At 36.8% G+C, this 23,845-nt stretch carries 18 protein-coding genes and 1 pseudogene; 7 read left to right on the top strand and 12 right to left on the bottom strand.

All coding sequences use genetic code 11. The features are described 5' to 3' along the window. Positions 1–15 precede the first annotated feature (15 nt). The 4 genes from GWI97_RS11920 (at position 16) to GWI97_RS11905 (ending at position 3,710) form a co-directional block, all read left to right on the top strand. A complete protein-coding gene (locus tag GWI97_RS11920) occupies positions 16–393 on the top strand; it encodes a lysozyme inhibitor LprI family protein (protein ID WP_224215474.1) in 378 nt (125 codons plus the stop codon). Between the two features lie 204 nt (positions 394–597). Then, positions 598–1,131, top strand: coding sequence for a carbapenem self-resistance protein CarG family protein (locus tag GWI97_RS11915; RefSeq protein ID WP_036936889.1), 534 nt, complete (start codon positions 598–600; stop codon positions 1,129–1,131). 218 nt (positions 1,132–1,349) lie between these two features. After that, positions 1,350–2,150: a MetQ/NlpA family lipoprotein gene (locus GWI97_RS11910; RefSeq protein WP_036936891.1), complete on the top strand. Its 801-nt coding sequence runs from the start codon at positions 1,350–1,352 to the stop codon at positions 2,148–2,150. Positions 2,151–2,426: 276 nt separating this feature from the next. Further along, on the top strand, positions 2,427–3,710 hold the full coding sequence (locus GWI97_RS11905) for a cystathionine gamma-synthase family protein (protein ID WP_103004735.1): 1,284 nt from the start codon (positions 2,427–2,429) through the stop codon (positions 3,708–3,710). A gap of 251 nt (positions 3,711–3,961) precedes the next feature. Here GWI97_RS11905 and ydeE read toward each other — a convergent pair whose 3' ends face one another. Then, entirely contained in the window at positions 3,962–5,149 is a 1,188-nt protein-coding gene (ydeE, locus tag GWI97_RS11900; protein WP_036936895.1) for an efflux MFS transporter YdeE, read from the bottom strand. Between the two features lie 302 nt (positions 5,150–5,451). On the opposite strand from ydeE, the pseudogene GWI97_RS11895 reads away from it, so the two are divergent. Beyond that, a pseudogene (locus GWI97_RS11895) lies at positions 5,452–5,804 on the top strand (acetyl-CoA carboxylase carboxyl transferase subunit alpha); the annotation flags it as partial. Positions 5,805–6,163: 359 nt separating this feature from the next. Here the strand turns inward: GWI97_RS11895 and fhuB are convergent. From fhuB to GWI97_RS11840, 10 genes are all read right to left on the bottom strand, one after another. Then, the gene (gene fhuB, locus GWI97_RS11885) at positions 6,164–8,131 is read right to left on the bottom strand and encodes a Fe(3+)-hydroxamate ABC transporter permease FhuB (protein WP_087802432.1); all 1,968 of its coding nucleotides are present in this window, start codon (positions 8,129–8,131) and stop codon (positions 6,164–6,166) included. Beyond that, positions 8,121–9,029, bottom strand: a complete 909-nt coding sequence (locus tag GWI97_RS11880) for an iron-siderophore ABC transporter substrate-binding protein (protein WP_082239468.1) — start codon at positions 9,027–9,029, stop codon at positions 8,121–8,123. Before GWI97_RS11880 ends, fhuB begins: the two co-directional genes overlap by 11 nt. Next, on the bottom strand, positions 9,020–9,802 hold the full coding sequence (locus GWI97_RS11875) for an ABC transporter ATP-binding protein (RefSeq protein WP_087802435.1): 783 nt from the start codon (positions 9,800–9,802) through the stop codon (positions 9,020–9,022). The genes GWI97_RS11880 and GWI97_RS11875 overlap by 10 nt, the downstream gene beginning before the upstream one ends. Positions 9,803–9,875: 73 nt before the next feature. Beyond that, complete coding sequence (locus GWI97_RS11870; protein ID WP_161750653.1) at positions 9,876–11,960, bottom strand: TonB-dependent siderophore receptor; 2,085 nt, start codon at positions 11,958–11,960, stop codon at positions 9,876–9,878. A 592-nt stretch (positions 11,961–12,552) separates the two neighbouring features. Beyond that, positions 12,553–14,151 (bottom strand): ABC-F family ATPase, encoded by a 1,599-nt coding sequence (locus tag GWI97_RS11865; protein WP_036936904.1) that lies wholly within the window; start codon positions 14,149–14,151, stop codon positions 12,553–12,555. A 216-nt stretch (positions 14,152–14,367) separates the two neighbouring features. Further along, complete coding sequence (locus GWI97_RS11860; protein WP_087802441.1) at positions 14,368–14,997, bottom strand: NAD(P)H-binding protein; 630 nt, start codon at positions 14,995–14,997, stop codon at positions 14,368–14,370. Between the two features lie 6 nt (positions 14,998–15,003). Further along, the gene (hutX, locus tag GWI97_RS11855) at positions 15,004–15,492 is read right to left on the bottom strand and encodes a heme utilization cystosolic carrier protein HutX (RefSeq protein WP_202609285.1); all 489 of its coding nucleotides are present in this window, start codon (positions 15,490–15,492) and stop codon (positions 15,004–15,006) included. 42 nt (positions 15,493–15,534) lie between these two features. Further along, positions 15,535–16,881 (bottom strand): heme anaerobic degradation radical SAM methyltransferase ChuW/HutW, encoded by a 1,347-nt coding sequence (hutW, locus tag GWI97_RS11850; protein WP_052038506.1) that lies wholly within the window; start codon positions 16,879–16,881, stop codon positions 15,535–15,537. A gap of 20 nt (positions 16,882–16,901) precedes the next feature. Further along, entirely contained in the window at positions 16,902–17,786 is an 885-nt protein-coding gene (locus GWI97_RS11845; protein ID WP_272927551.1) for a heme/hemin ABC transporter substrate-binding protein, read from the bottom strand. Positions 17,787–17,788: 2 nt separating this feature from the next. Continuing rightward, complete coding sequence (locus GWI97_RS11840; RefSeq protein WP_036936912.1) at positions 17,789–19,927, bottom strand: TonB-dependent receptor plug domain-containing protein; 2,139 nt, start codon at positions 19,925–19,927, stop codon at positions 17,789–17,791. Positions 19,928–20,329: 402 nt separating this feature from the next. Here GWI97_RS11840 and GWI97_RS11835 point away from each other — a divergent pair, with 402 nt between their 5' ends. Then, entirely contained in the window at positions 20,330–20,785 is a 456-nt protein-coding gene (locus GWI97_RS11835) for a YaiI/YqxD family protein (RefSeq protein WP_036936915.1), read from the top strand. A gap of 106 nt (positions 20,786–20,891) precedes the next feature. On the opposite strand, the gene GWI97_RS11830 is transcribed toward GWI97_RS11835, so the two are convergent. Continuing rightward, positions 20,892–22,133: a TerD family protein gene (locus GWI97_RS11830; protein ID WP_123822100.1), complete on the bottom strand. Its 1,242-nt coding sequence runs from the start codon at positions 22,131–22,133 to the stop codon at positions 20,892–20,894. A 172-nt stretch (positions 22,134–22,305) separates the two neighbouring features. Here GWI97_RS11830 and GWI97_RS11825 point away from each other — a divergent pair, with 172 nt between their 5' ends. After that, positions 22,306–23,706 carry an amidohydrolase gene (locus GWI97_RS11825; protein WP_161751999.1) on the top strand — a complete coding sequence of 467 codons (1,401 nt, stop codon included), beginning with the start codon at positions 22,306–22,308 and terminating at the stop codon, positions 23,704–23,706. Positions 23,707–23,845: the final 139 nt, after the last annotated feature.

Raw genomic sequence — 23,845 nt, 5'->3', positions numbered from 1 at the left:
AAAATGGACGATGTGATGAAAAAACTTATCCTATTAAGTGCAATATCTGGTGGTATACTATTTTGGTCTATTCATTTACAAGCTGATAACATTGATTGCCGAAATGCAGCAACACAAACTGAAATAAATCAATGTGTCTATCGAGATTTTCAACAAAAAGATGAAGAGCTTAATCGTATTTATCAACAATATTACACTAAGTTAGATGGAACTCGAAAAGAACAATTAAAACAAGCTCAGCTAGTATGGGTAAATTTTAGAGATCTCTCTTGCCAGTATGAAGCTGATTATTATCAAGGTGGTAGTTTAGCACCAATGGTATATAGCAGTTGTCTAAAAGATAAAACAAAAGAAAGAATTAGTGATCTTAAAAACTACATTGCTTTATATTAAATAAAATATTAAGTCATTCAAAGAATAAAAAATCAAAAAGGACTCTTTTTATAAAAGTCAAATGAGTCCAATGAGTATGTAAATATTTTATGAGTGATATGAATGTAAATTTTGTATTATTTTGAAACATAAAATGCCTTGACTAATCATTGTCACAAAGTAGTCTGATGCCCAAGTAATAAGTCAAAAAAAGAAGCGAATACAATGAATAATATATTTAAACTTGGGCTAGGATTACTTTTTGCATCATTACCTTTTACTTCAATATCAGCTGATATTAAACTGGAATATGGAATAAATCTTATCGATTTTAATGGTGACGGTATTCCCGATGTTGTGGTTAAATCTCAACGATCACTAAATGACTCTCCGTCTATTGATATGGTAACCGTTTATATCAAAGGTAGTGATCAAAAGGTGTATATTGTCCCATCCATATATGCAAATGCCTTAAGCCTTTATAACAATAAGATTACAGGCACCGATATCACTATCTCTGATTTTAAGTTCATTGAAAAAAAGGATAAGGTTGTGTTATTAAGTGCAGAAAAAGTAGGAAATAATTTACAAAAGCCTACACCTATTCGTTTTTCTAGCTATGAAATATCAGAAAAGAAAAAAAAGGATGAAATTCAGTTCAAATGGCAATTTAATCGTTATTGTGTCACTGAATTATCTTATCTTAGCGTTGAAGATGCATATTCTGATACTTGCATAAATAGAATAATTAATGAATAAATCTACAGATCATTAACAAATACATCATATTATGATGATTTTATTTTTTGTTTTATAAAACAATGAATTGTAAAAATATAAAGAAGATTCCTTTCTTTATATGCATTGAGTACTTGTATCATTTCTTGTTCCTTGTTATTAATCTATTGTTAGGATATTTCTTAATTAAAATGATATTAATCGTGCTGTTCTTATCGGGGGCTGTTTAAGAGGGAGATATGAAGGAAATTATTACAGGTTTACTTCTAGCCTCAATATCACTATTTACTGTATCTTGCTCTCAAGAAGATACACATAAAGTAAAGGTGGCAATTAATACAGGGCCTGATCAAGTGATTTGGGATGAAGTGATTCGTTTAGCAAAATTAACAGAAGGGCTAGACGTTGAAGTTGTCGCGTTTAATGATTATGAGCTTCCTAATAAGGCATTAAACAGCAAAGAAGTTGATGCGAATGCGTTTCAATCCATTCCTTACCTTCAAGCACAAATGAAAGAATATAATTATAAATTTCATATCGCGAGTAAAACATATATTTTTCCTTTAGCTGCATATTCTAAAAAAATTAGCGATATAAATGAATTAAGCTCAGGATCGCTTGTTGCGATTTCAAATGAAGTTAGTATGAAAGGGCGAGCGCTTTTATTACTAGCAGAAAACCATCTTATTACCCTCAATGAAAATGTTGGCTTTACCCCAACACTTGATGACATTATCTATAACCCCAAAGAAATTAAGTTCATTGAAGTTGATACACCCAAGCTCACTGAAGCATTAAATGATCCAATGGTGACAATGGCAATTATTAATAATAATTTTTCGTCTCAAATTGGGTTAATTGCAACTCGTGATGGATTAATTCTAGAAAATAAAAACTCGCCTTATGCTAATGTTATCGTAACCCGCGAAGATAACAAAAATGATGAAAATATAAAGAAGCTGATTTCAGTGCTTCACTCACGACAAATCGAGTTGAAGTTTAAAGAAATGTATAAAGGTGATGCAGTAAGAGCATGGTAATGACTTAACTAAAAGATAGAGAGAATCCTTTTTATCTTTTAGTTCCTATTTTTTTCTATCTACCTCTTCTTTTTACCTACAATAATTTGCTCTTATTTGGACTTTTTTGTCTAAATATTACTCAATTCTACTCGTTTCATTATTAACTCTTTTTTTTATTCCTAATTTCGCTATTTTTATATAACTGCGAGTTTTTATACTTTATAAAACATTCTAACAACATGAATTTTTTTCAGTATGATAACTCATCCTCCATTACACAGAAGAAATAAAAAAATGGCTGACGCTCAACTAAAAAAACAATATATCGGTGAACACAAACTTTCGCCTGAAACACTGATGATGAGTTATGGGTATGATCCATTACTTTCTGAAGGTTCAGTAAAACCTCCCATATTTTTAACATCCACTTTTATTTTTAAGAGTGCCGAAGAAGGCAAAGCTTTCTTTGATACCGTTAGTGGAAGAAAGCCTTTACCTGAAGGTGAAAAAGCAGGTTTAGTGTATTCTCGTTTTAATCAGCCTAATAGCGAAATTGTTGAAGATAGACTCGCTGTTTATGAAAATACACAATCTTGTGTATTATTCTCTTCAGGCATGTCAGCAATCACTACAACATTGATGGCCTTAACTCAGCCTGGCGATGTCATTTTACATTCTCAGCCTCTTTATGGTGGAACAGAGACATTAATTGCAAAAACGCTCGCTAAATTTGGTATTCAAGCTACGCCATTTACCGACGGCTTAAATCTTTCGTTGATCCAAGGACAAGCCGATAATGCTAGTCAAAAAGGACGAGTTGCTGTTATTTTTGCAGAAACGCCTGCTAACCCAACTAATTCATTGGTTGATATTAGCGCATTAAAAATTGTTGCCGAGACACTAGAAAAGAAACAGGGCTATCGTCCCATTATTGTTTGTGACAACACCTTATTAGGCCCTATTTATCAACACCCAATTGAGCAAGGAGCTGATATTTCCGTTTACTCTTTGACTAAATATGTGGGGGGGCATTCGGACTTAGTTGCCGGTGCTGCAATGGGCTCTCGTGAACTGATTAATCAAATCCGATTACTACGAGGTGCAATAGGAACACAACTTGATCCTCATTCTTGTTGGATGCTTGGACGCTCTTTAGAAACACTACAAATTAGAATGGAGAAAGCGAACCAGAACGCTTTATTAGTTGCAGAGTTTCTGCGTGATCATGAAAAAGTACAAGCTATTCACTATTTGCCTTTCGCAGATACAAATTCTCTTGAAGGTCAAGTGTTTGCAAAACAATGTACAGGCGCGGGTTCAACATTTTCATTTGATATTGTAGGTGGAGAGAGTGAAGCTTTCCGTTTTCTTAATGCGATGAAAATTTTTAAACTTGCAGTTAGTCTGGGAGGAACAGAATCTTTAGCCTGTCATCCTGGCTCAACAACTCATTCTGGCGTACCGATAGCATTACGGCATAATATTGGTATTCAAAACACTACAATTCGTTTATCTATTGGTATAGAAAATCCGCAAGATTTAATTACTGATTTATCTCAAGCATTAGCGAGTGTTTAATTAGACAATTTAATCCGTTTATATTGAAAAAACACCAGATAACAACCGAGTACCTGGTGTTTTTATTTTCATTTCCTCTGTTTTTGGATCTTAATCTATTCATCTTTAGTTAAACGACAAATATTCTCTACTTCAACTTCATCTAAAATAAAACAGATAATATTGTATTTATTGTTCTATTTATATCTCCCTACAAACTATGAAAAAAAGACACCTTCTAGGTGTCTTTTAGTCTGTGGGTTTTACGGAAATTAGAGTGCAATGACTCTTTTTTTACTGACATTCATTCCTTGTATCATGCAATACCAAGCTAATGCAGAAACGGCCATTAAAATCGCAAACAAAGAAATAGGAGGGAATGAGGTCAGAATAAAACCACTGGCTAATGGATTAAGAGCAGCGCCTAACCAACCTAATGACTGAGCAGAAAAATAGCTTGCTTTCATTCCTAACGGTGCAATGTTATCAATCATCATATACTCACCAGGTGCATAAATTAATTCACCTAAGGTAAATACAGCGATAGCTAATGCCCAAAAGATTAAATTGTTACCCGCAAACATAAAACCGAGTAAGCCCATCATAAAAAATAGCGTACCAAGCGTCATTAATTTACGTAGTCTTTCGGCTGTAACATGCTTACCTACAATATATTGTAAAGAAACGACAATAGCTGCGTTTACAGGTAATACAACTGCAATAACGGACTCTGCCAATTTCGCATCGTAGACGACTAAGATATATTGCGAGATACATGATGCAAAAGAACCAAATGTTAATGTACCGAAAAAAGTTGAGAGCACAAACCAACTCAATGCTCTATCTTTCAGCATTATTTTCGGGTCCCATTTCACACTATTTTCTTCAGCAGTATTTATTGCTTTAGAACGCTGAACGAATAACTGGATCATAAAAAGTGGAACGCTGGCAGAAATGGCAGCAAGCCAGAAGGGTAATTGTGTTCCATACATTAATAATAACGTGCCAATAGGTGGGCCGACCGTCCACCCCATATTGATAAAGGTATAGTTTAGAGAGAATATTTTAGGTTTCGCTGAAACCGATAAAGTTTCAGAAAAATAGGCTTTTAACACGGTTGAAAACACTAAATAGGAGCAGTTAATCACCGAGAAAAAGATAACCACTAAAACCGTACTATGAACCATAGGTATTGCAGCAAAGCCAAAGATAAACGTTATAATAGATAGCAACATATAACGTTTTTTCTCAAATTTATCCGCAAGCATCCCAAAGCCAAGGCTGAAAAAAATACCCGTTGTTAATGCAATCGACATGGCAATACCAATATCATCAACAGGTAATTGATATTCTCGTGATAAATAGATCGCCATAAACGGTAATGTTGCACCTCTGCCTATAGTAAGAAGAAGTGATGAAAATAGCAGTGCGGTTGTGGATCGTGTTTTTTGTGAGAACATATTATCTTTATTCTAATTATTTGTATTTTTCTGGATACGTTATAACTTGTGTGATTCTTTACGGGTGAAAAAAGAATAAATTCGTACTGTATATTAATACATGACTTAGTAATTACTGTATAGATTAAAATTAGAGAAAAAGCTCTTTTTATCTTGTCTTTTTTCTTGCTGACCTTGTAGTAAGATTTAATTATCCCATTTTTGATAATAGTGTTTATCAAATTCCTCTCTATCACCATATTGTTATTTTTTCTAAACTGAACCTATTATTGTTTTATTTACTGCATTAAATCGAGGTCGTTATGTCTGTTATTCATCTTGAATTTGAAAAACCTATTGTTGAATTAGACGAAAAAATAGATGCATTGCTTACTTTTAAGCAATCTCAAGATGAACCCACAGGTATTAATTTAGATGAAGAGATCGTTCGTTTAAGGCAAAAAAGTCTTTCGCTGACAAAATCTATTTTTACTGGTTTAGGGGCTTGAGAAATTGTGTAACTTGCTCGTCATCCCATACGCCCATATACCCTTGACTATATTAAAGCGATTTTTACTGACTTTCAGGAGTTAGCAGGTGATAGAGCTTACGCCGATGATAAAGCGATTGTTGGGGTTTGGCGCGATTAAATGAAATGCCAGTCATGGTGATTGGCATGGTATGCATGTCGTTGTTGATAATTTAGCTCATAGTGAAGAATATACCGCAAAAACACTGGGCAATATGCTATATCAACAATTTACCCAGTTACTAAACTAAATCTCACATTGTGACAACGTCACATTAAAGGTCTGCTTTTATAGAAAAGAGTGATCATAATATCATGATCACCCTTGCTAATTTATATTAAAGGTATTTTGTTATTTAACCGCTTTTTTGTGTATCTTGATAGAAAAACACAGATAGGTTTTCAACGCATTAATTATAAAAACAGTAAAAACCAGGCGTAATTAATAACGATCAAAACCTAAAAATATCAGCAAAAATAAATACCAATATCTTAGGCTTTTCAAATCAACGGCTACGATTTAATAACATTAAGCAAAGGAAATAGCTACCGCCTAAAATAGCGACTAAAGTGCCTGCTGCGATTTGTGCGGGGTAAATAAATATTTGTCCAAGCCAATCAGCCCAAACCATTAAAGTTCCACCAATTAATCCTGAAACCATTAATTGCGATTTAATTTTTTGAGCACCCAGCAAGGCCGCCATATGAGGAGCCACTAAGCCAATAAAAGCAATAGGACCTACCGTTGAAGTCACTAAAGCACATAATAGCGAGACAATAATTAATAATATAATACTTGCGCGCTCCGTATGTAATCCGCGAGCTGAGGCAAAACTTCGACTAATTGATATTAATGCTAGCCAACGTGTTAATAAAAAGACACATCCCACAATCAATGTAATTGCGAATGCAAAATAGAGAGCCTGTTCACTGTTAACGCGATAAGTCGAGCCAGATAACCACAGTAAGATTTTATAACTACTTAATGAGCCTTTGGCTAAGAAAAATTGAATAAAGGCTTCTAAGCTCGCGGTTAATGCAATTCCCGTTAATATTAAACTGGCTGGCGCATATTGGTGCTTTTTTCCTAAGATTAATAGAATAATCATCACAACACAGCTACCTAATAATGCAATTCCCCACTGTGATGTTTGTAAGGTGCTCCCTAAAATTAAGCTCGAAAAAACTAACGAAAAAGTCGCACCTGATGAAACCCCTAAAATATCCGGACTGGCTAATGGATTGTAAATTAAACGTTGTAAAATAACGCCAGCAATAGCTAATGCAATACCTGCAAATAACGCAACTAATAAACGAGGAGAGCGTAATGCCCATTGATAAACAGAAGGTATTTCCCAAAACCACTGATGCTCATTAATATGAATAAAAAGTGTAAGGGCTAACCCGAGCATTAATAATACAAATATTCCTATCACGGTATACTTTGATACTGTTTTAGTCTGAGAATAAAGAGAAATAGACAGCTGATCTTGAGCTCGCATCCTCTTTTGACTAAACCAAATTAATGCAGGAGCACCAATAGCGGCGGCTGTCACACCACTTGGAATAACTGTATTGAGCCACTGACCAATCCATATTGCCAAGCTATCTGTAATCAGTAATAAACATATTCCCATTAAGCCACTGGCAATAAGCTCTTGACGAGCAGTTCTTGCGCCTAATGTTCTGACAATATTAGGTGCAAGTAATCCTATAAAACTAATAACACCAACAACGGTAATCGACACTGAAACTAACCAAGTGCTTAATATAATAAAAAATACAAATGTAGGTAAAACAGGCAATCCCCGAGCCATTGCACCTTCATGACCTAAACGCAATAAAGTGAGAATACGAGGAGCAAACATAAAAATAAGTAAAACAGGTGTAATTCGAGGTAATAACCAAAAAAACATCTCCCAACCATCTTGAGCAAGATCTCCAGCACCCCACATAAAGATATTCTGGGCGAATTGAGCATTTAACGTCACTAATGCGGTTGCAATCGCACCTAATAAGATATTCACCACCATACCGGAAACAACAAGGGGTAAGCCGGTCATATTGCGAATACCTGCAATAATAATTACCAGAAAGAAGGCGAATAAAGCTCCCATTGTCGCAGCGAATGCGCTGTGATCAGCAACCCAATCTGTAAACCAGATATTCACAATAACTAAAGCTAACCAAGCGCCTGATGAAGTCCCTAACGTTAAAGGTGATGTCAGGTTATTTTGCGTTAATTGTTGCATTAAACTGCCGACAACACCGAAAATTCCCCCAATAAGCAGTGTCATTGCTAAACGTGGTAATTGAGCATGAATAAAAAAAACATCGGCAAATAGGGTCTTCGTGTCTAAATGCCCCAGTAAATACCATTGGCGAGATAATGAAAGAGAATTATCAATTTGTAAACTGGTAATACTTAGTAAGATGATTGCCAAAAAATAGAAAGAAAATTGCTTAATGTTCATTATTTGGTGCCATATCTAATAAGCTTTCTGTAATAGCTTCTGCCATTAACATTAACGATGTCACTCCGCCATAGTTCCATACAGGTTTCACGGAATGAAAATGCCCATTCTGTACAAATGGCATGGCTTGCCATAACACGGATTTTTGCAGTTTGCTTTCATCGGGGAATGGCAACATATAAAGGACGTAGCCTTGTTTAATATGTTGCAATACATTCATTCTTCGCTGATCAATTCCCCAAGGTTGAGGAGGTAATGATATGGCAGAATTTAGGCCTAACTTATTGACTACATAATCAGTTGTTGAATTTTCGGTGTATAAAAAAACAGAGGTTAATGTAGAAAAACGGATCACCTCCACTTCAGGCAACGTAATAAATGCCCGCTGTAATTTACACTTTAATTGCACAAAAATGCTGTCCATCTCAGCCAGTTTTTGTTGTGCAAGTGCTGTTTTTCCCAAAAGAGAGGCTAGAGTATTAAAATGTGCCAAAGCAACTTCAGCAGCATTATCTTGGCGAGAAAAGTTAGGCAAATACATGACAGGGGCAATAGTTTTTAATACAGGCAATAAATCTTGTTGTGAACTTGACGCCAAAATAAGATCAGGCTTTAACGATGCCATTTTTTCTAAATTAGGCTCTGCCCGCATACCCACTTCTTCAATCGAATTCGGAGCAACAGGGTGAGCGACCCATTGGTTATACCCAGCAATTTCAGTTGCACCAATAGGAATAACATCAAGTGTTAATACTTGTTCCAGTAAATCCCAATCCAAAACAATAATACGTTGCGGTATTTTATTATTATTTTGTGTAGCATTAACGATGGGCGTAATAAATAAAATAGGCAGACAAAAAAACAGTGATTTAATTATTTTTTGTAATATTACACGCATACCACTGCCACCTTATGTTGTTGTGAATCTTTATTATCAGGATGCTCAATCAGCTTAATGGGTGTTTCATAAAGTGCAGAAAGCCGTTCATCATCAAAAAGTAATGAAGCTTCACCTTCAAATGCAATTTTCCCTTTTTTAAGCGCGATAATATGAGTGGCATAACGTAAGGCAAGGTTAAGATCATGCAAAATAACGATAATACCAACATGTTGAGTTTGATTTAATTCACTCAATAATTCCATTAGTTGATATTGATGATGTATATCTAAAGCGGAAGTAGGTTCATCTAAAATTAAAATAGGTGATTGTTGAGCCAGTAACATTGCAACCCAAGCACGTTGACGTTCACCTCCAGATAAATCATCAGCGAGTGTGTCTGCAAAGGGAAGTACCCCCGCTTTTTCCATTGCCATTGTGATTATTTCATCATCTTTTCTATTCCAACGGCCCAATGTTCCACGCCAAGGGAAACGACCTAATCGCACTAATTCTTTTACTGTTAATCCCGCAGAAGCTGGCAGTTTTTGCGGAAGAAAAGCTATTTTTTTAGCTCGTTCACGTGATTTATAGTGTGAGATATTGCACTTATTCAGTGTGATAGTTCCACTATCTGGCGCTTGCTGACCAGATAATAAACTAACTAAAGTCGATTTACCTGATCCATTATGGCCAAGCACGATAGTTAATCCAGAATCTGAAATACGTAGTGAGGAAATTGATAAAATGGTACGCCCACCGCGAACCATTTGAATATTTGAGAGTTCAAACATGGTCACTCATTTATAAAATAATATTCCTCCATTTATTGTACGATTAGCAATAAATGAAGGAATAAGAAAAAAATTACCAACGATATTTAGCATTCAATAAAACAGAGCGAGATTGGCCGTAATAACAGTAATAATCACAACCAGAGAGATATTCTTTATCAAGAATATTGTTGATATTTAACTGTAATTGCCACTGTTTATTGAAGTTATAGATTGCAGCCATATCCCATAATGTTGCACTTGGTACTGTTAAATCACTGCTCTTCGGATTATCTTTAGATTTACCTAAATAACGCACACCTGTCCCTAAGATTAAATCTTGAGTCCCATTAACTGGAATAGTGTAACTGCCCCAAGCAGATGCGGTATGTTTAGGAATTAAGCCTGCTTGTTGTTTACCTTTATTACCTGTGTCATCGGTTTGCATATCGGTATAGGTATAATTGGCTTTTAACGCTAAACGTTCCGTTAATTGCATTTCACTTGTGAACTCCACGCCTTTAGATGTCACTTTACCGGTTTGTGTTGAAACAAAAGTCGTTGGGTTTGCAACAAGTGCATTCTTCTGTGTGATATCAAACCAAGCAATATTGAAGTAACCATCCATAAAATCAGGTGTGTACTTTATCCCTGCTTCAATTTGATCACCTTTTAACGGTTTATATAGATCGTTAGTCGCAGGGTCGATGGTGCTCATCACTTCAAAAGATTCGGAATAACTCACATAAGGAGACAGGCCATTATCTGCGAGATACATTAATCCTGTATTGAGACTGAATTCACTATCAGTACGTGATTTGTCCTCATTTTTTGCTTGTGCTTTATTTTCTGTTTTTACCCAATCTTGACGTACGCCCGCGACTGCAACCCAGCGATCGTCAAATTTAGTTTGATACTGTGAGTAAAGGCTATATTGTGTTTTGTCGATGGTACGATTGACATTATTAGCAGGATCAAGAGGGGTATATTTACCGTAAACAGGGTGCCACGGATTAATCGTACCAAAGTTGTAATTATCTTGCTCATCACCTTTGGTTTGGTGATATTGTAATTCAGCCCCTGCTAATAGCGTATGCTCGAAATTATCTGTATCCCATTCACCGACAACATTATTATCAAAAGAAATACTTTGATTTTTACCATCACGGAAAACAACACCACGATTCAGTTCTGTTGTAGCAATATCTGAATTAGGGAATGCATAGACACTACGCAATAATAGATCGTTATAACCATAATTTAGACGTTGAGAAAAACGCCAAACATCATTGATATTGCTTTCTAACAAATAACCCGCCGAAATTTGTGTACGTTTATATTTATCGTAACCTGGTTCGCCTAAATTCGTTGAAGGTTTAATTTTACCAAAAGGAGATGAAATTAATGTCCCCGCGGCAGGGAAGAAAGGATTGGTAGGTGTACCATCATCATGCAAATAGGTTGCCATAAAGGTCAGTGCTGTATTGTCAGTTAGATTAATTGCAACACTTGGCGCAAGGTAAATACGCTTACTATCTGTGTGAAATAATTCTCCGTCTGATTTTTTCATTAACCCAACAAGGCGGTAGCGCACACGTTTATCATCAGTGGCACTTGAAACATCAAAACCTAACCCACGTTGGTCATTATTTCCGACTTCAAGAAATACTTCATTTTGAGGCTTAAAGCTGGGTTTCTTTTGTACAACGTTAACCGCGCCACCTGGTGTCGATTCACCGAATAATACGGCCGAAGCGCCTTTTACCACTTCAATTTGTTCAAAACCATAAGGTTCAAGTAGCCATGTATAATAGCCATCACGAAAGAGACGACTATTATCTAAATATGTTGCCGCTTCAAAACCACGTACACGAAGCCAGTCAGTATCGTTATCAGCACCAAAGGGCTGAGAAACAACACCTGAAGTATAACGTAAGGCTTCATCGAGTTTTTGAGGAGCATGAGTTTCGAGATCTTTTTGGGAAATGACAGAAACAGATTTAGGTGTTTCTTGCAAAAGAGTATTTACTTTTAGAGCTTGAGCGCTAACCACAAGCTTCTCAACTTGCTCTGTTTTTGCTGTTTCTTCCGCAAAAGCCGGTGTTGCTGCAATAAAAGGAAGGGAGGCAGAACAAAATAATGCCACTGGTTTTAATTTAAATGCACAAAAATCAATCACAATAGGTCACCGAATAATAATCATTACTATTATCACTATTATTCATACAATCGATACTAAGGTAAATTAATTTATACAAAAATGTCTATAAATAATAATTTTTTGGGTTAATTAACTGATTGTATTCATCCAAACAAGGCGACCACCAACAGAAGTGCTACGATGTAGTGCATTATAGCTTAAACATAAAGTCCACATTTCTGCTACTTATTGTGAATAATTGCTCTGTTCATCACAAAATATAGCATCATTATTTTTTAATAATTTGGAGTTTCCCTGCGTTTAATTGCATACCACTTTGCTATTCCCACCAGATTTAGATAAAGAAACACAGATTGAGTTATTGGAAAAATACTTAAATAGAGAAGAAATATAAAAATGATGGTATTTCTTTATCTTTTAATCAAAATAAAGTATTCCTTATTTTTAAACACAAAGTTATCTATGAATTTATTAAAGATGATAAAAATATGAATGATATTGAAATTTACAAATAAGATTAATCATAAAATAGGGAATAAAATACAGTAAAAAGGCTCGATATATAGTTATCAAGCCTTTGATTATTTATCACTTTACCTATGTTATGAAATTAAAGCATCACACCTTTTTTCGCGAGGAACTCATCATAAGTTCCTTGGAAATTAGTCACTTTTTCAGGTGTAATTTCAATAATGCGGTTTGCTAATGAGCTAACGAACTCACGATCATGAGAAACAAAAATCAAAGTACCTTGATAGAGTTCTAATGCCATATTCAGTGATTCAATAGATTCCATATCCAAGTGGTTGGTTGGTTCATCCATGATCAGAATATTTGGTTTTTGCATCATCAGCTTACCAAATAACATTCTGCCTTTTTCACCACCTGATAAAACTTGAACTGATTTTTTCAAGTCATCTTGAGAGAACAGTAAACGACCTAATACGCTACGTACAGATTGCTCGTCGTCTTCTGGTTTCATCCATAAGCTCATCCAATCAAATACGGTCATATCTACTTCAAAATCAGTTGCATGATCTTGTGCATAATAACCAATATTTGAGTTTTCAGACCATTTTAAACGGCCTGTATCTGGTGTTAATTCACCGACTAATGTTTTAATCATCGTCGATTTACCCACACCGTTATTACCTAGAATGGCAACTTTTTCGCCCACTTCAAGCATCATATTGACGTCTTTAAATAGTGGGGCATTATCATCATAGCCTTTAGAGATATTTTCCACTTCAAGTGCATTACGGAATAATTTTTTATCTTGTTCAAAGCGGATGAATGGGTTTTGGCGGCTTGACGCTTTAACTTCAGCTAATTGAATCTTTTCAATTTGCTTAGCGCGAGAGGTTGCTTGACGTGATTTAGATGCATTAGCGCTGAAGCGACTTACGAAAGATTGTAATTCACTAATCTGTGCTTTTTTCTTCGCATTATCCGCTAATAAACGTTCACGCGCTTGGGTTGCAGCAAACATATATTCATCATAGTTACCCGGATGAACGGCTAATGCGCCATAGTCAAGGTCAGCCATGTGCGTACAGACCATATTTAAGAAGTGACGATCATGGGAAATAATGATCATGGTACTGTTACGTTCATTTAGCGTTTGTTCAAGCCAACGAATAGTATCAATATCCAAGTTATTCGTCGGTTCATCCAGTAACAAAATATCAGGATCAGCGAATAGAGCTTGTGCTAATAACACACGTAATTTCCAACCCGGTGCGACTTCGCTCATCGGGCCATTATGTTGTTCTAATGGAATGCCTACATTTAATAATAATTCGCCAGCACGAGATTCAACGGTATAACCGTCCATTTCGCCGAATTTTACTTCCAGATCGGCAACTCGTAAGCCGTCTTCTTCACTCATTTCTGGTAAGTTATAGATGCGTTCGCGCTCTTGTTTAACTTCCCAAAGTTCAGTGTGACCCATAATCACGGTATCAAGTACTGTATATTCTTCATAAGCAAATTGGTCTTGTTTTAATTTGCCAAGGCGCTCATTAGGATCAAGAAATACGTTACCGCTACTTGGTACTAAATCGCCACCTAAAATTTTCATAAAGGTTGATTTACCGCTACCGTTAGCCCCGATTAAACCATAGCGATTTCCGCCACCGAATTTGACAGAAATGTTTTCAAACAGTGGCTTTGAGCCAAACTGCATAGTGATATTATTGCTGATTAACAAGACGAATACTCATTATTAGTGAATGACAAAAGGTAATGGGGCCGCATTATGCCACAAATTCCCCCCATTAAGACAGTAAAGTGACAAATGACTATTGAGGAAATTTCATTGTAAGCAGAAAACGCATCATAATGTGAGCTGTTGACCATAATAAAAGCAAGAAAAAAGAGATAACACATAGGTTATCTCTTAAGGTAATTGTATGGGTATTAATATCTATGATTTAGTTGGCACTAAACCCGGTTCAACCACCGCATAAACTTGATCGTCTAGCAGATCAGCATCCATAAGTTGAGTCACTAAACGTGCGACATCACGACGATTAACTAAGCCGTGAGTCTCTTCATATTGATAAAGCTGAGCTTTACCCGTTTCTTCACCATTCAGTAATCCGCCAGGTCTTACTATCGCATAATCAAAACGGCTAGTTTGCAGCCATACTTCAGCTAATGATTTTTCTCTAACGGCTTGACCAAAAGTTGCTTTTGCTCTGTCAGATAAGGCAACCCAACTATCGCCACAACCTAAAGAAGAAACCATGAGCATCCGTTGAAAACCCATTCTTTCTGCAGTATCAATCACTGTTCTATGCGCAAGATAATCATTTTCACCGCCCATTGTGGAAATAATGTCTGCTTCTTTTCCCGCTAGTGTTAAAACAGCTTCAACCGCTTTAACGTCAATCGCATCACCGATGACGGTTTTAATTCCTTTCTTTTCTAAACGCTTCGCAGCTTCTTGGTGACGAACTAAAGCCACAATAGGGCGTTGTTGTGCTACACCAATATCAGCAATATGTGCACCAACACCTTTGCCACCAGCGCCAAAAATAATCCAAGTTTTCACGCGTGATTATTCCTCATTTAATTGTTGTGCTAATTGACGGAAGGCTGATAATTGCTCTGGCAATAATTGACGATGTTCGTCTCTGCCAAGGAAAACCTTAAACATAGCAACGCCTTGTTGATTGAAAAATAAGATAGAGGCGGTATCCATCCCCATAAACTTACGTTCAATCATCGCAATAGATTGGCAATTTTCGGCTTTAATATGGCCTGTCATTCCTTTTTTGCCCCGTAAGTTAAAATAGCCATGACGATGAAAACCACTTGGCAATTCACCGCTAAACTCTAAGATAACATCTTGAGTATGCACAAGCGTGGTGACATTACCCCATTTCATCACACTATCCCATACAGTATCGAATTTCTCGCCACGTATTAATGAGCGTAATGGCAAATGTCTCACAACCTCCAACAATGTGGTATTAAATTGTGTTGCAATAGTTTCCAATGTTCCATCAGGCTCAGTCATTAAAAATTGTTGTAACTCTGTATTCATGATGTTGTTTCCATCTTCTAATTAATATTCAGGGTAATAAAATTAACGAGGCGTATTTAACTGCAAAATTAATTGCTGTAAGGATGTCAGCAAGTTACTTGCCCAAAATCGACCTTCATTAGTCAATTTCATACAAAGAAAATCGTCTTCAACAAGACCTGCTTGATACCATTGATTTAATAAAGGAGAGAGTAGCGTCGCTTGTGGGCTTAACTTGGCCAGATCAACACGGCCACACTCAATGCCAGCTTGTAACTCATGACGCCAACGAAAACCACTATCGGTTGCACGACTCATCATCATTAAGGGTTTTTGGCTATCTGTAATTTTTTGATAATAATTGTCTAGTGATCGCTCAATCATCCATGAATAACCATTCACTGTGCCACCAGCACCTGAGCCAAAAGCTAGGCAATCTGCCCCTTGTTTGATTAATAAGTTGTAAAGATTGCGCTCGCGGGTTGTTCTTGCCCAATGGCTATTACTGATCTGACGCCAGCCCACATTTTCCATAAAATCACAACCTTGAAGATAAAGATCACGCCTTTGTATTGGCGAAGGCACAGTAATTCGTTGATTTTCAACCGCTTTACCTAATGGTGTATTAGGCAATAAATTCAATGCATAGAGATCAACACCATCTAAACCAATATCATGAGCAATAGTGAGATCTTCTTGCCAGTTCGTCGCATCTTGCCCAGGTAATCCAAATAATAAATCACACACCACCGCAGCACGATCGCGTAAACAAAGCCCTTTCATAAATTTGGCAGCTTCTTCACCCGTTGAGGTTCTCGCCATTCGTTTACGAATTTTGCTGTTAAAGGTTTGAATACCAATAGAAAAACGGTTTGCGCCTGCATCTAAACAAGCATCGATACGGTTATCATCAAAATTTAAAACTCGACCTTCAAGAGTGATTTCGCAGTCAGGAGCCAAAGGAAGTGATTGCCTCAAATGCGTGATCACACGATAAAGATCTTTGGCCGATAATGCAGAAGGGGTTCCCCCACCAAAATAAACTGCATGAATTGGTGCTGATTGATAAAGTAAACTATCTGATTCAGCCGATATCTCACGCAGTAATGCATCGGTATAGCGCGAACAGGCTTCTTCATGATAGTTATTTTGATAAAACCCACAAAAGGTGCAATGTGTTGCACAAAAAGGGATATGAATATACAACAAACGTTTACAGGCTGGCGTTTTACTTTCTAATAAGGCTTGCCATGTGGATTGCTGCTCTTCTTTTGCGATAGGCACAGAACCACGCCATGGCATGGTGGCGTGTCTATCACGGAAAGGGCTATCACCTTCTAAAGCGAAATGAGCAGTAAGATCAATTTCAGCAGAAGGGGGGATAATATGTGTTACGACTGACTCTTTCATTATTAAATCATTCCTACTTATTATTCAGCATTATTATCTTTTAGTGGATCAGTGGGATAAAATTGTTGATGCAATAACTCTACGGCATCCACAATACGAGGCCCCATTCCCAAAATAAGGGATTGATCAATTTCGATAATGCGTTGATTTTTCCATGCTTGAGTCATCGACACTCCAGGTACAGAAGCTAATCCCTCAGATGCTCTTATTGTGCCCGTTTGATTTTTCTGACTTTGTGTCGTGATAACAATTAACTCTGGATCAGCGGCAATAATGGCCTCTGCGCTATAGATACGATAATTCTCGTGTGTTGCGATATTCTCACCGCCAGCTAATTGAAGGATCGCATCTGCGACACTGGTTTTCCCTGCAACTTGAGGAATTCCACCTCCCGGTGAAAGAAAGAACATCACTTTTACTTTCTGTTTAATTTGATTATTTTTAGCGTTAATAATGGCTAAACGGGATTGTAATGAATCAATTAATGCATCGCCTTGTGTCTGCTTATCCAGAGAAACGGCTAACGTGCGGATGTTTTGAAGCATTAACTCAAAGGTTGCTGGCGTTCTTGGTAAAGAAATCACTTTAACGTTATGTTGTGCAAGCTGACGTAAGACCATTTTAGGCTCAGCATCATCCCATGTTACAAAAGTAGAAGGGCGTAGAGATAAAATGCCTTCAACACTTAACTGTTTCCAATACCCAATATGAGGCAATACCTGTGTTTGTTCGGGGTAAGAAGTGGTTTCATCAACACCAACAACCTTATTGCCAGCATCCATGGCATAAATTAATTCCACAATAGCTCCCCCCGCAATAACCCAACGGTCATTTTTTATATTCTCTTTTGCCGTTAAGCTAAAAGGCAGCAATAATAAACTGAGAATCATTAATATTTTGTTCATCGTTAAAATGCCCATGTCAGACCAACTGCAGCATTAATACCCGTAGCAGGAATAGATTCATGAGCTGTTTGATAACGCTTATTTAAAATATTATTTAAATCAAAGTTAATACGATATTGATCGTTATGGCCAAACTCACTACTAAGTGAAAGGTTTACCGTTGCCCAACCAGCGTAATGTTGTTTGTTTTCAGGATTCCGATGATCTTTCGCTTGCGTTGCAGATCGCAAATATAAATCTGACATTAAATTCATATTATTGAGTAATAAGAGATGTTTAGCTCCAATACGCGTCGTGACTGTAGGTTCTCCTGTATCCCATGTTTTTAGGGTTGGAGTAATAAATTGACGGCGCATCACATTGGCAGAAACATAAGGTGTAATTGACCAACCTTGATATTGTGCCATTACCTCCATGCCATATGTCTTTGCTCGGTCAATATTGTCATAATAGAAGTAATCTGCTCGGCCTGTTTTGCTATTCCCTTCACAAATACGTTCTCCTGCACAAGCGACTGAGGTGATATAATCTTTTGCTTCAGAATAATAAATGGCGCTATCAATATACCAATTATTACCTTTATAACGCGCACCAAACTCCACATTATTAGAGTGTTCAGCCTCTAGGTCACGATTACCATAAGTCACCGCACCACCCGCCGTAGTGTTCATAAATTGCTGAACTAATGTAGGGAATACATAACCTTGTGCAAATGCAAGACGCAGCTCAGTATCTTTAAATCCGGAATAACGTAGATTGGATGAAATAATAAAAGCATTATCTCTGACGGATGTAGAAGACAACGCCTTATAGTTTGTGCCTGTTTTATTATGGTGAACAGTTTCATCACCACTTTGTAATTCTGATTTCAACCAATATTGTCTGGCACCCATTGCCCATGACCAATCATCTGCTATTTTCCAATCATTTTGAGCAAAAATAGAGATATTGGTTTGTTTACTGCGGTTATGTAATAGAGATTGCTTTTCATAATTTACAGCTGGTGGAAATCCTGTTGTACTATTTGAAGATGTTTGGCCAACAGAGGTTTGTTTTACTTTATCTTGTTGATATTGTGCGCCTAAAATTAGTTCATTATTTGCAGGTAATGTAAAGTTTGCCTGCATAGTCATTCCATAAGTATTCTGTGTATCCTCCGACTGTGTTCGGTTTTTAACAGTTAAATTACCAATCCTTGGGCTACCTGTTGGCGTAACGACACCAACGCGGTTTTCAAATTTTCGTTCAATTTGCTGTGTATAAGCATCTATATGAAGCTTTTTAAAATAATCAGCATCAATATCATAATCATAAAATAAGCCGATTTTTTCACGCTCAAGCTTAGGAACTTTAACGCTAAATTCTTGGTATTTTCCTTCATCCGCATAATAAGATTGTGTGGATAAATCATAGCGATCAAGCGAAAGTCCAAATTTGTGTTTATCAATTTTATAGCCTAGCCATGCACCTTGACCGTTATTTCTAAAATGTGTATTAGGTAAACGTCCATCAGGGGTGTCTCTGTCACCATGATCGGCATAACTCCCATTAAAGCGGTATTCAAAATCGCCTATTGTGCCTGAAATTAATGCAGACTCTCGCCATCCCATCGTCGCTGAGTCATAAACAACTTTAATACTGCCACCAAAAGGCTTATCGCCACCTTTTTGGGTGATTAAATTCACCACACCACCAATAGCTTGTGAACCATAAAGTACGGAATAGGGGCCTTTAACCACTTCAATACGCTCTAGTGCCGATTCATCGATTAAAATACCTGCACCAAAATTTTGACCACCTCGTTGATAGGTAACTTCTTGCCCATCAACCAATAAAAGTACGCGTGATGAAGCCTCACCACGGATGCGAATTTGTTTACGGCCGGCGAGGCTATTATCCGTCACTTCAACACCAGGAATATCACGCAATTGATCCGCAATAGAAGAAGCCGTTGATTGACTTAATGACTCTTTATCAATAACTTGAATAGTTGCAGGGCTATTCCATAAAGAGGAAGCGCTACGTGTTGTAGTGACAACCAGCGTTTCTTCTTTAGGTGATACGGTATTAGCAATGGCATATTGAGAGAGTGAGAGTGTTAGAGCAGATAATACGAAGCAAGATTTAAATTGAATACACATAGTTACAGACCTTAATGAGATCAATAATGATTATCATTTGCTTTATAATTTAACTTTTAGTATTCAGCAACCTAAAAATAGCAAATAGAATACATCTTTGATTTAGATCAAAGTAAAAATATGATTTCATGCACATTAGGTGCCTAAATAAACAAAAATGGCATAAAAAGAAGGGTTTTAAGCCCACTTAGTGCTGTTATTTTAGGTTGGGCATTATTAGGGCTACAATTAACTGGCTTACACATTATCGGTATGATTTTGATATTCGTGAGTATTTGGATTAATCAACAGTCAGAAAAACGAGCAAGAGCAAAGCTTTAATCACTTAGTTAGAATTATTGTGTTATTTTAACCCTCTTAACCATGCAATAGTTAATACAGAATAATCAAGAGAGAGTTGTTATGCCTATATGGGTTGATGCTGACGCATGTCCTAAAGTCATCAAAGAAGTGTTATATCGAGCAGCAGACAGAGAAAAAATGATCATCACTTTTGTTGCTAACCAACGATTAAGCGTACCTGCATCGCCTTTTTTACGCACATTACAAGTTTCTGCTGGATTTGATGTTGCGGATAACGAAATTGTCCGCCGTACCAATAAAGATGACTTAGTGATCACTGCCGATATTCCATTAGCGGCTGAAGTGATTGAAAAGGGTGCGGTTGCGCTAAATCCTAGAGGTGAACGATATACTGAAGCAACTATTCGTGAACGCTTAAATATACGTGATTTTATGGATACGATGAGAGCCAGTGGTATTCAAACGGGGGGACCTGCAAGCCTAAACCAACGCGATCGCCAGCTTTTTGCTAATGAATTAGACAAGTGGCTATTACAGCAAAAAAGACGTACTTAACTTCACGAATTATCATCTCTTTAAATAGAAAAACGAGCATTTTAATCATTGCCCGTTTTTCTTTTTTTAAGATAAACGCTAAGTTATTTCTTTTTTTATAATGACATTAAACATAACGTTTTTTGCCTAGCATACTTGGTTTCTTTCCTTTAAAAACATGAGGGCCATCCATCGTTAATTTAAGCTCATCACCAATACGTGTTAACCAAGGAGTGGCTTCACTGCCTGCTCTTGATGTCACACCAGAAGGTTTTAACGTAATACTGTCTTGATCGATTTCAATAATACCAATGACATAGGTGTAAATCATATTATTGAAAAAGCCTTTTTTGTATTCACAAGAGCACTCAACGATTTGATTACCATATTCCATGCGCATTGTCGGTTTTAATGATGCAACAGAAACACAACCATTACTAATAGCAGAATAAACACTACAAACTAATGCCACTTTTCCGCCCATTAATTGAGAAATAGCGGGGTTTATTTCAACAGTCTCACAACCGAGCTGATCTTGACTAACACTAACCACATCACCAGTATGGAAAACAAAAGGATCGGCATTAAAAGCACCACTTTTATCTGGTGCTTGAATAATAGACATTTGACCATTGGGGCGCAAAATACCCACACGAAGATCTAAATCATCGTTATCCTTACCATCACCATTATCTATCCACGTTGCACTGACTAAAATACGTTTAGGTGCATCACTCCCTTTTAGTAAAGAAACACGGTGGCTACTCTCTGGTTTCGTCAGTTTCACTACGCTTTTTTGTATATTAACAGATGGCGTGGGCTTAGGGGCAATAACTGGGGCTGGCTCTTCGACTTCAATACCATAAAGATCACATAGCCCTGCAAGTCCTGATGCAAAACCTTGCCAAACAGAGCGAACTTTATTTTGTCCGTTTCGAATATACAGTTCTAAAACAATAATGCCCGTTTCTTGCGAGAATTGGCTTGGAGCTAATTCAATCACGTCATTATTTATCAATACTTGTGCTTTTAATTGCGCCACAACAGCAAAACCGCCAGCACTTCCATCTTGTGTCAAGGTAATGGCTATTTTGGTAATATTGGCAGGTAAACGGGATAAATCGAAATCAATGCTATGAATAACTGATGAACCTTGAGTAACAGGTGCAATAAATGATGCAGCACCAGATACATGATGAGGGGCATTAAAAAAAACCATATCATCATCATTTACAACTTTGCCTGACTCTGTAACTAAAAAAGCAGTCAGATTAATATCAAGGTTATTGCCTACTGCATGAGAGACTCTAACTTGTCCTTTATTTTCACTTAGTGATGTATTTTCACCTGGTTGTAATATTTTACTCATTAAACCGCTCCTTGATTGATAAGACTAACTGCAAGAAATTGGGATGAAGGAAGTGATAATAACTTCAATTAATTATTTATTCGGTGATCTCTTTCACTTTCATTAGATATCAAAAGCCAATGAATTTATTTATAATCTTAGGGAAATTTTCCCATCAAGACGAGAGGTAATGATGTCATTTTCTAAATCTATGCTTGCTTTGGCTGTAATGGCGGTCTCTTTTTCCAGTTACGCGACAAAACAGGCTGATTTGATGATAGTTGACGGCACTGTTCTAACTATGGATCAGCAAAATAAAATAATTGAACAAGGCACGGTTGTCGTAAAAGAAAATAAAATTATTGCCGTGGGTGGCCCTGAACTTTCTAAAGAATATCAAGCGAATAAAGTACTTGATGTTGATGGTGATATTGTTATGCCCGGTTTGATTAACACTCATACTCATGGCTCTATGACAGTATTTCGTTCATTAGCGGATGATGTTCCTGATAGACTTCACCGCTATATTTTTCCTCTCGAAAATAAAATGGTTTCTCGTGAAATGGTTAGAATTGGCGCGAACCTTGCGAATATCGAGATGGTAAAAGGTGGCGTAACAACTTATGTTGATATGTATTATTTTGAAGATGAAGTAGCTAAAACCGTTGATAAAATGGGGAATCGCGCTGTATTAGGAGAATCTGTTATTAATTTCCCTGTTGCTGATGCGAAAACACCAGAAGAAGGTATTCAATATGCAGTGAATTTTATTAAAGAATATAAAAATCATCCTCGTATTATCCCTGCTTTTGCTCCTCACGCACCTTATACAAACACAACTGAAAGCCTTCAGAAAATAGCTAAACTATCCATAGAACTAGATGTACCGGTAATGATCCATTTAGCTGAAACTGACCGAGAACAAGAAGAAATTGCCAAACGAACAGGCGGTAAAAGTCCTGTTCAATATATGGCAGATATCGGAGCGTTAAATAATAAAATTATTGCGGCGCACGCGATTATGGTTGATGAAAAAGATATTGATTTATTGAAAAAATATGATGTAGGCGTTGCTCATAATATCAGTGCTAATACAAAATCGGCTAAAGGCGTTGCGCCTGTCTTGACTATGTTAGAAAAGGGCGTTCGCGTTGGTTTGGGAACAGATGGTCCGATGTCGAGTAACACGTTAACAACGATGAACGAACTAAATCTTGTGGGTAAAATTCATAAATTAGAGAATAAAGATCGTGCAGCAATGCCACCTTTAACGGTTGTAGAGCTGGCAACTATGGGTTCAGCAAAAGTCTTGCATATGGAAGATAAATTGGGTTCATTAGAATCTGGGAAACTTGCTGATATCATAGTTGTTGATACGAAATCACCTAATATGGTGCCTATGTATAGCCCTTATGCTGCATTAGTTTATGGTGCAAATGGCAGTAATGTCCGCCATACCATTGTAGATGGTAAAATCTTAATGGAAGATCGCCAACTCTTAACAGTTGATGAGAAAGCGATTATTAAAGAAGCACAAGATTTCTCTGATAAAGTACGTAAAACGGTTATCGATAGTGGCGAAGTGGTTAAATAAAAATCGATATCAAACATCTTTATCCTAGGCAGTTTGCTTTTAAACTGCCTTTATTATCATTAAAATATTTCTCTTATTTTTATCCAAACAGGACTAATTAAGATCAAATAACTACTAAATTCTTCACCATTACTAAGAT

This window comes from Proteus sp. G2300 (assembly GCF_009915965.1).
In the GTDB taxonomy this organism is placed as follows: domain Bacteria; phylum Pseudomonadota; class Gammaproteobacteria; order Enterobacterales; family Enterobacteriaceae; genus Proteus; species Proteus vulgaris.
Note: the sequence above shows the minus strand (reverse complement) of the source record. Positions and strands in the feature narration are given on the sequence as shown.

Bases quoted from the DNA above. Each gene is read 5' to 3' on its own strand.
- fhuB (WP_087802432.1), bottom strand. From the start codon at position 8,131: ATGAACATTAAGCAATTTTCTTTCTATTTTTTGGCAATCATCTTACTA.
- GWI97_RS11840 (WP_036936912.1), bottom strand. From the start codon at position 19,927: ATGTGTATTCAATTTAAATCTTGCTTCGTATTATCTGCTCTAACACTC.
- GWI97_RS11845 (WP_272927551.1), bottom strand. From the start codon at position 17,786: ATGAACAAAATATTAATGATTCTCAGTTTATTATTGCTGCCTTTTAGC.
- hutX (WP_202609285.1), bottom strand. From the start codon at position 15,492: ATGAATACAGAGTTACAACAATTTTTAATGACTGAGCCTGATGGAACA.
- GWI97_RS11875 (WP_087802435.1), bottom strand. From the start codon at position 9,802: ATGTTTGAACTCTCAAATATTCAAATGGTTCGCGGTGGGCGTACCATT.
- GWI97_RS11920 (WP_224215474.1), top strand. From the start codon at position 16: ATGAAAAAACTTATCCTATTAAGTGCAATATCTGGTGGTATACTATTT.
- GWI97_RS11830 (WP_123822100.1), bottom strand. From the start codon at position 22,133: ATGAGTAAAATATTACAACCAGGTGAAAATACATCACTAAGTGAAAAT.
- GWI97_RS11880 (WP_082239468.1), bottom strand. From the start codon at position 9,029: ATGCGTGTAATATTACAAAAAATAATTAAATCACTGTTTTTTTGTCTG.
- GWI97_RS11910 (WP_036936891.1), top strand. From the start codon at position 1,350: ATGAAGGAAATTATTACAGGTTTACTTCTAGCCTCAATATCACTATTT.
- GWI97_RS11915 (WP_036936889.1), top strand. From the start codon at position 598: ATGAATAATATATTTAAACTTGGGCTAGGATTACTTTTTGCATCATTA.
- GWI97_RS11905 (WP_103004735.1), top strand. From the start codon at position 2,427: ATGGCTGACGCTCAACTAAAAAAACAATATATCGGTGAACACAAACTT.
- ydeE (WP_036936895.1), bottom strand. From the start codon at position 5,149: ATGTTCTCACAAAAAACACGATCCACAACCGCACTGCTATTTTCATCA.
- hutW (WP_052038506.1), bottom strand. From the start codon at position 16,881: ATGAAAGAGTCAGTCGTAACACATATTATCCCCCCTTCTGCTGAAATT.
- GWI97_RS11835 (WP_036936915.1), top strand. From the start codon at position 20,330: ATGCCTATATGGGTTGATGCTGACGCATGTCCTAAAGTCATCAAAGAA.
- GWI97_RS11825 (WP_161751999.1), top strand. From the start codon at position 22,306: ATGTCATTTTCTAAATCTATGCTTGCTTTGGCTGTAATGGCGGTCTCT.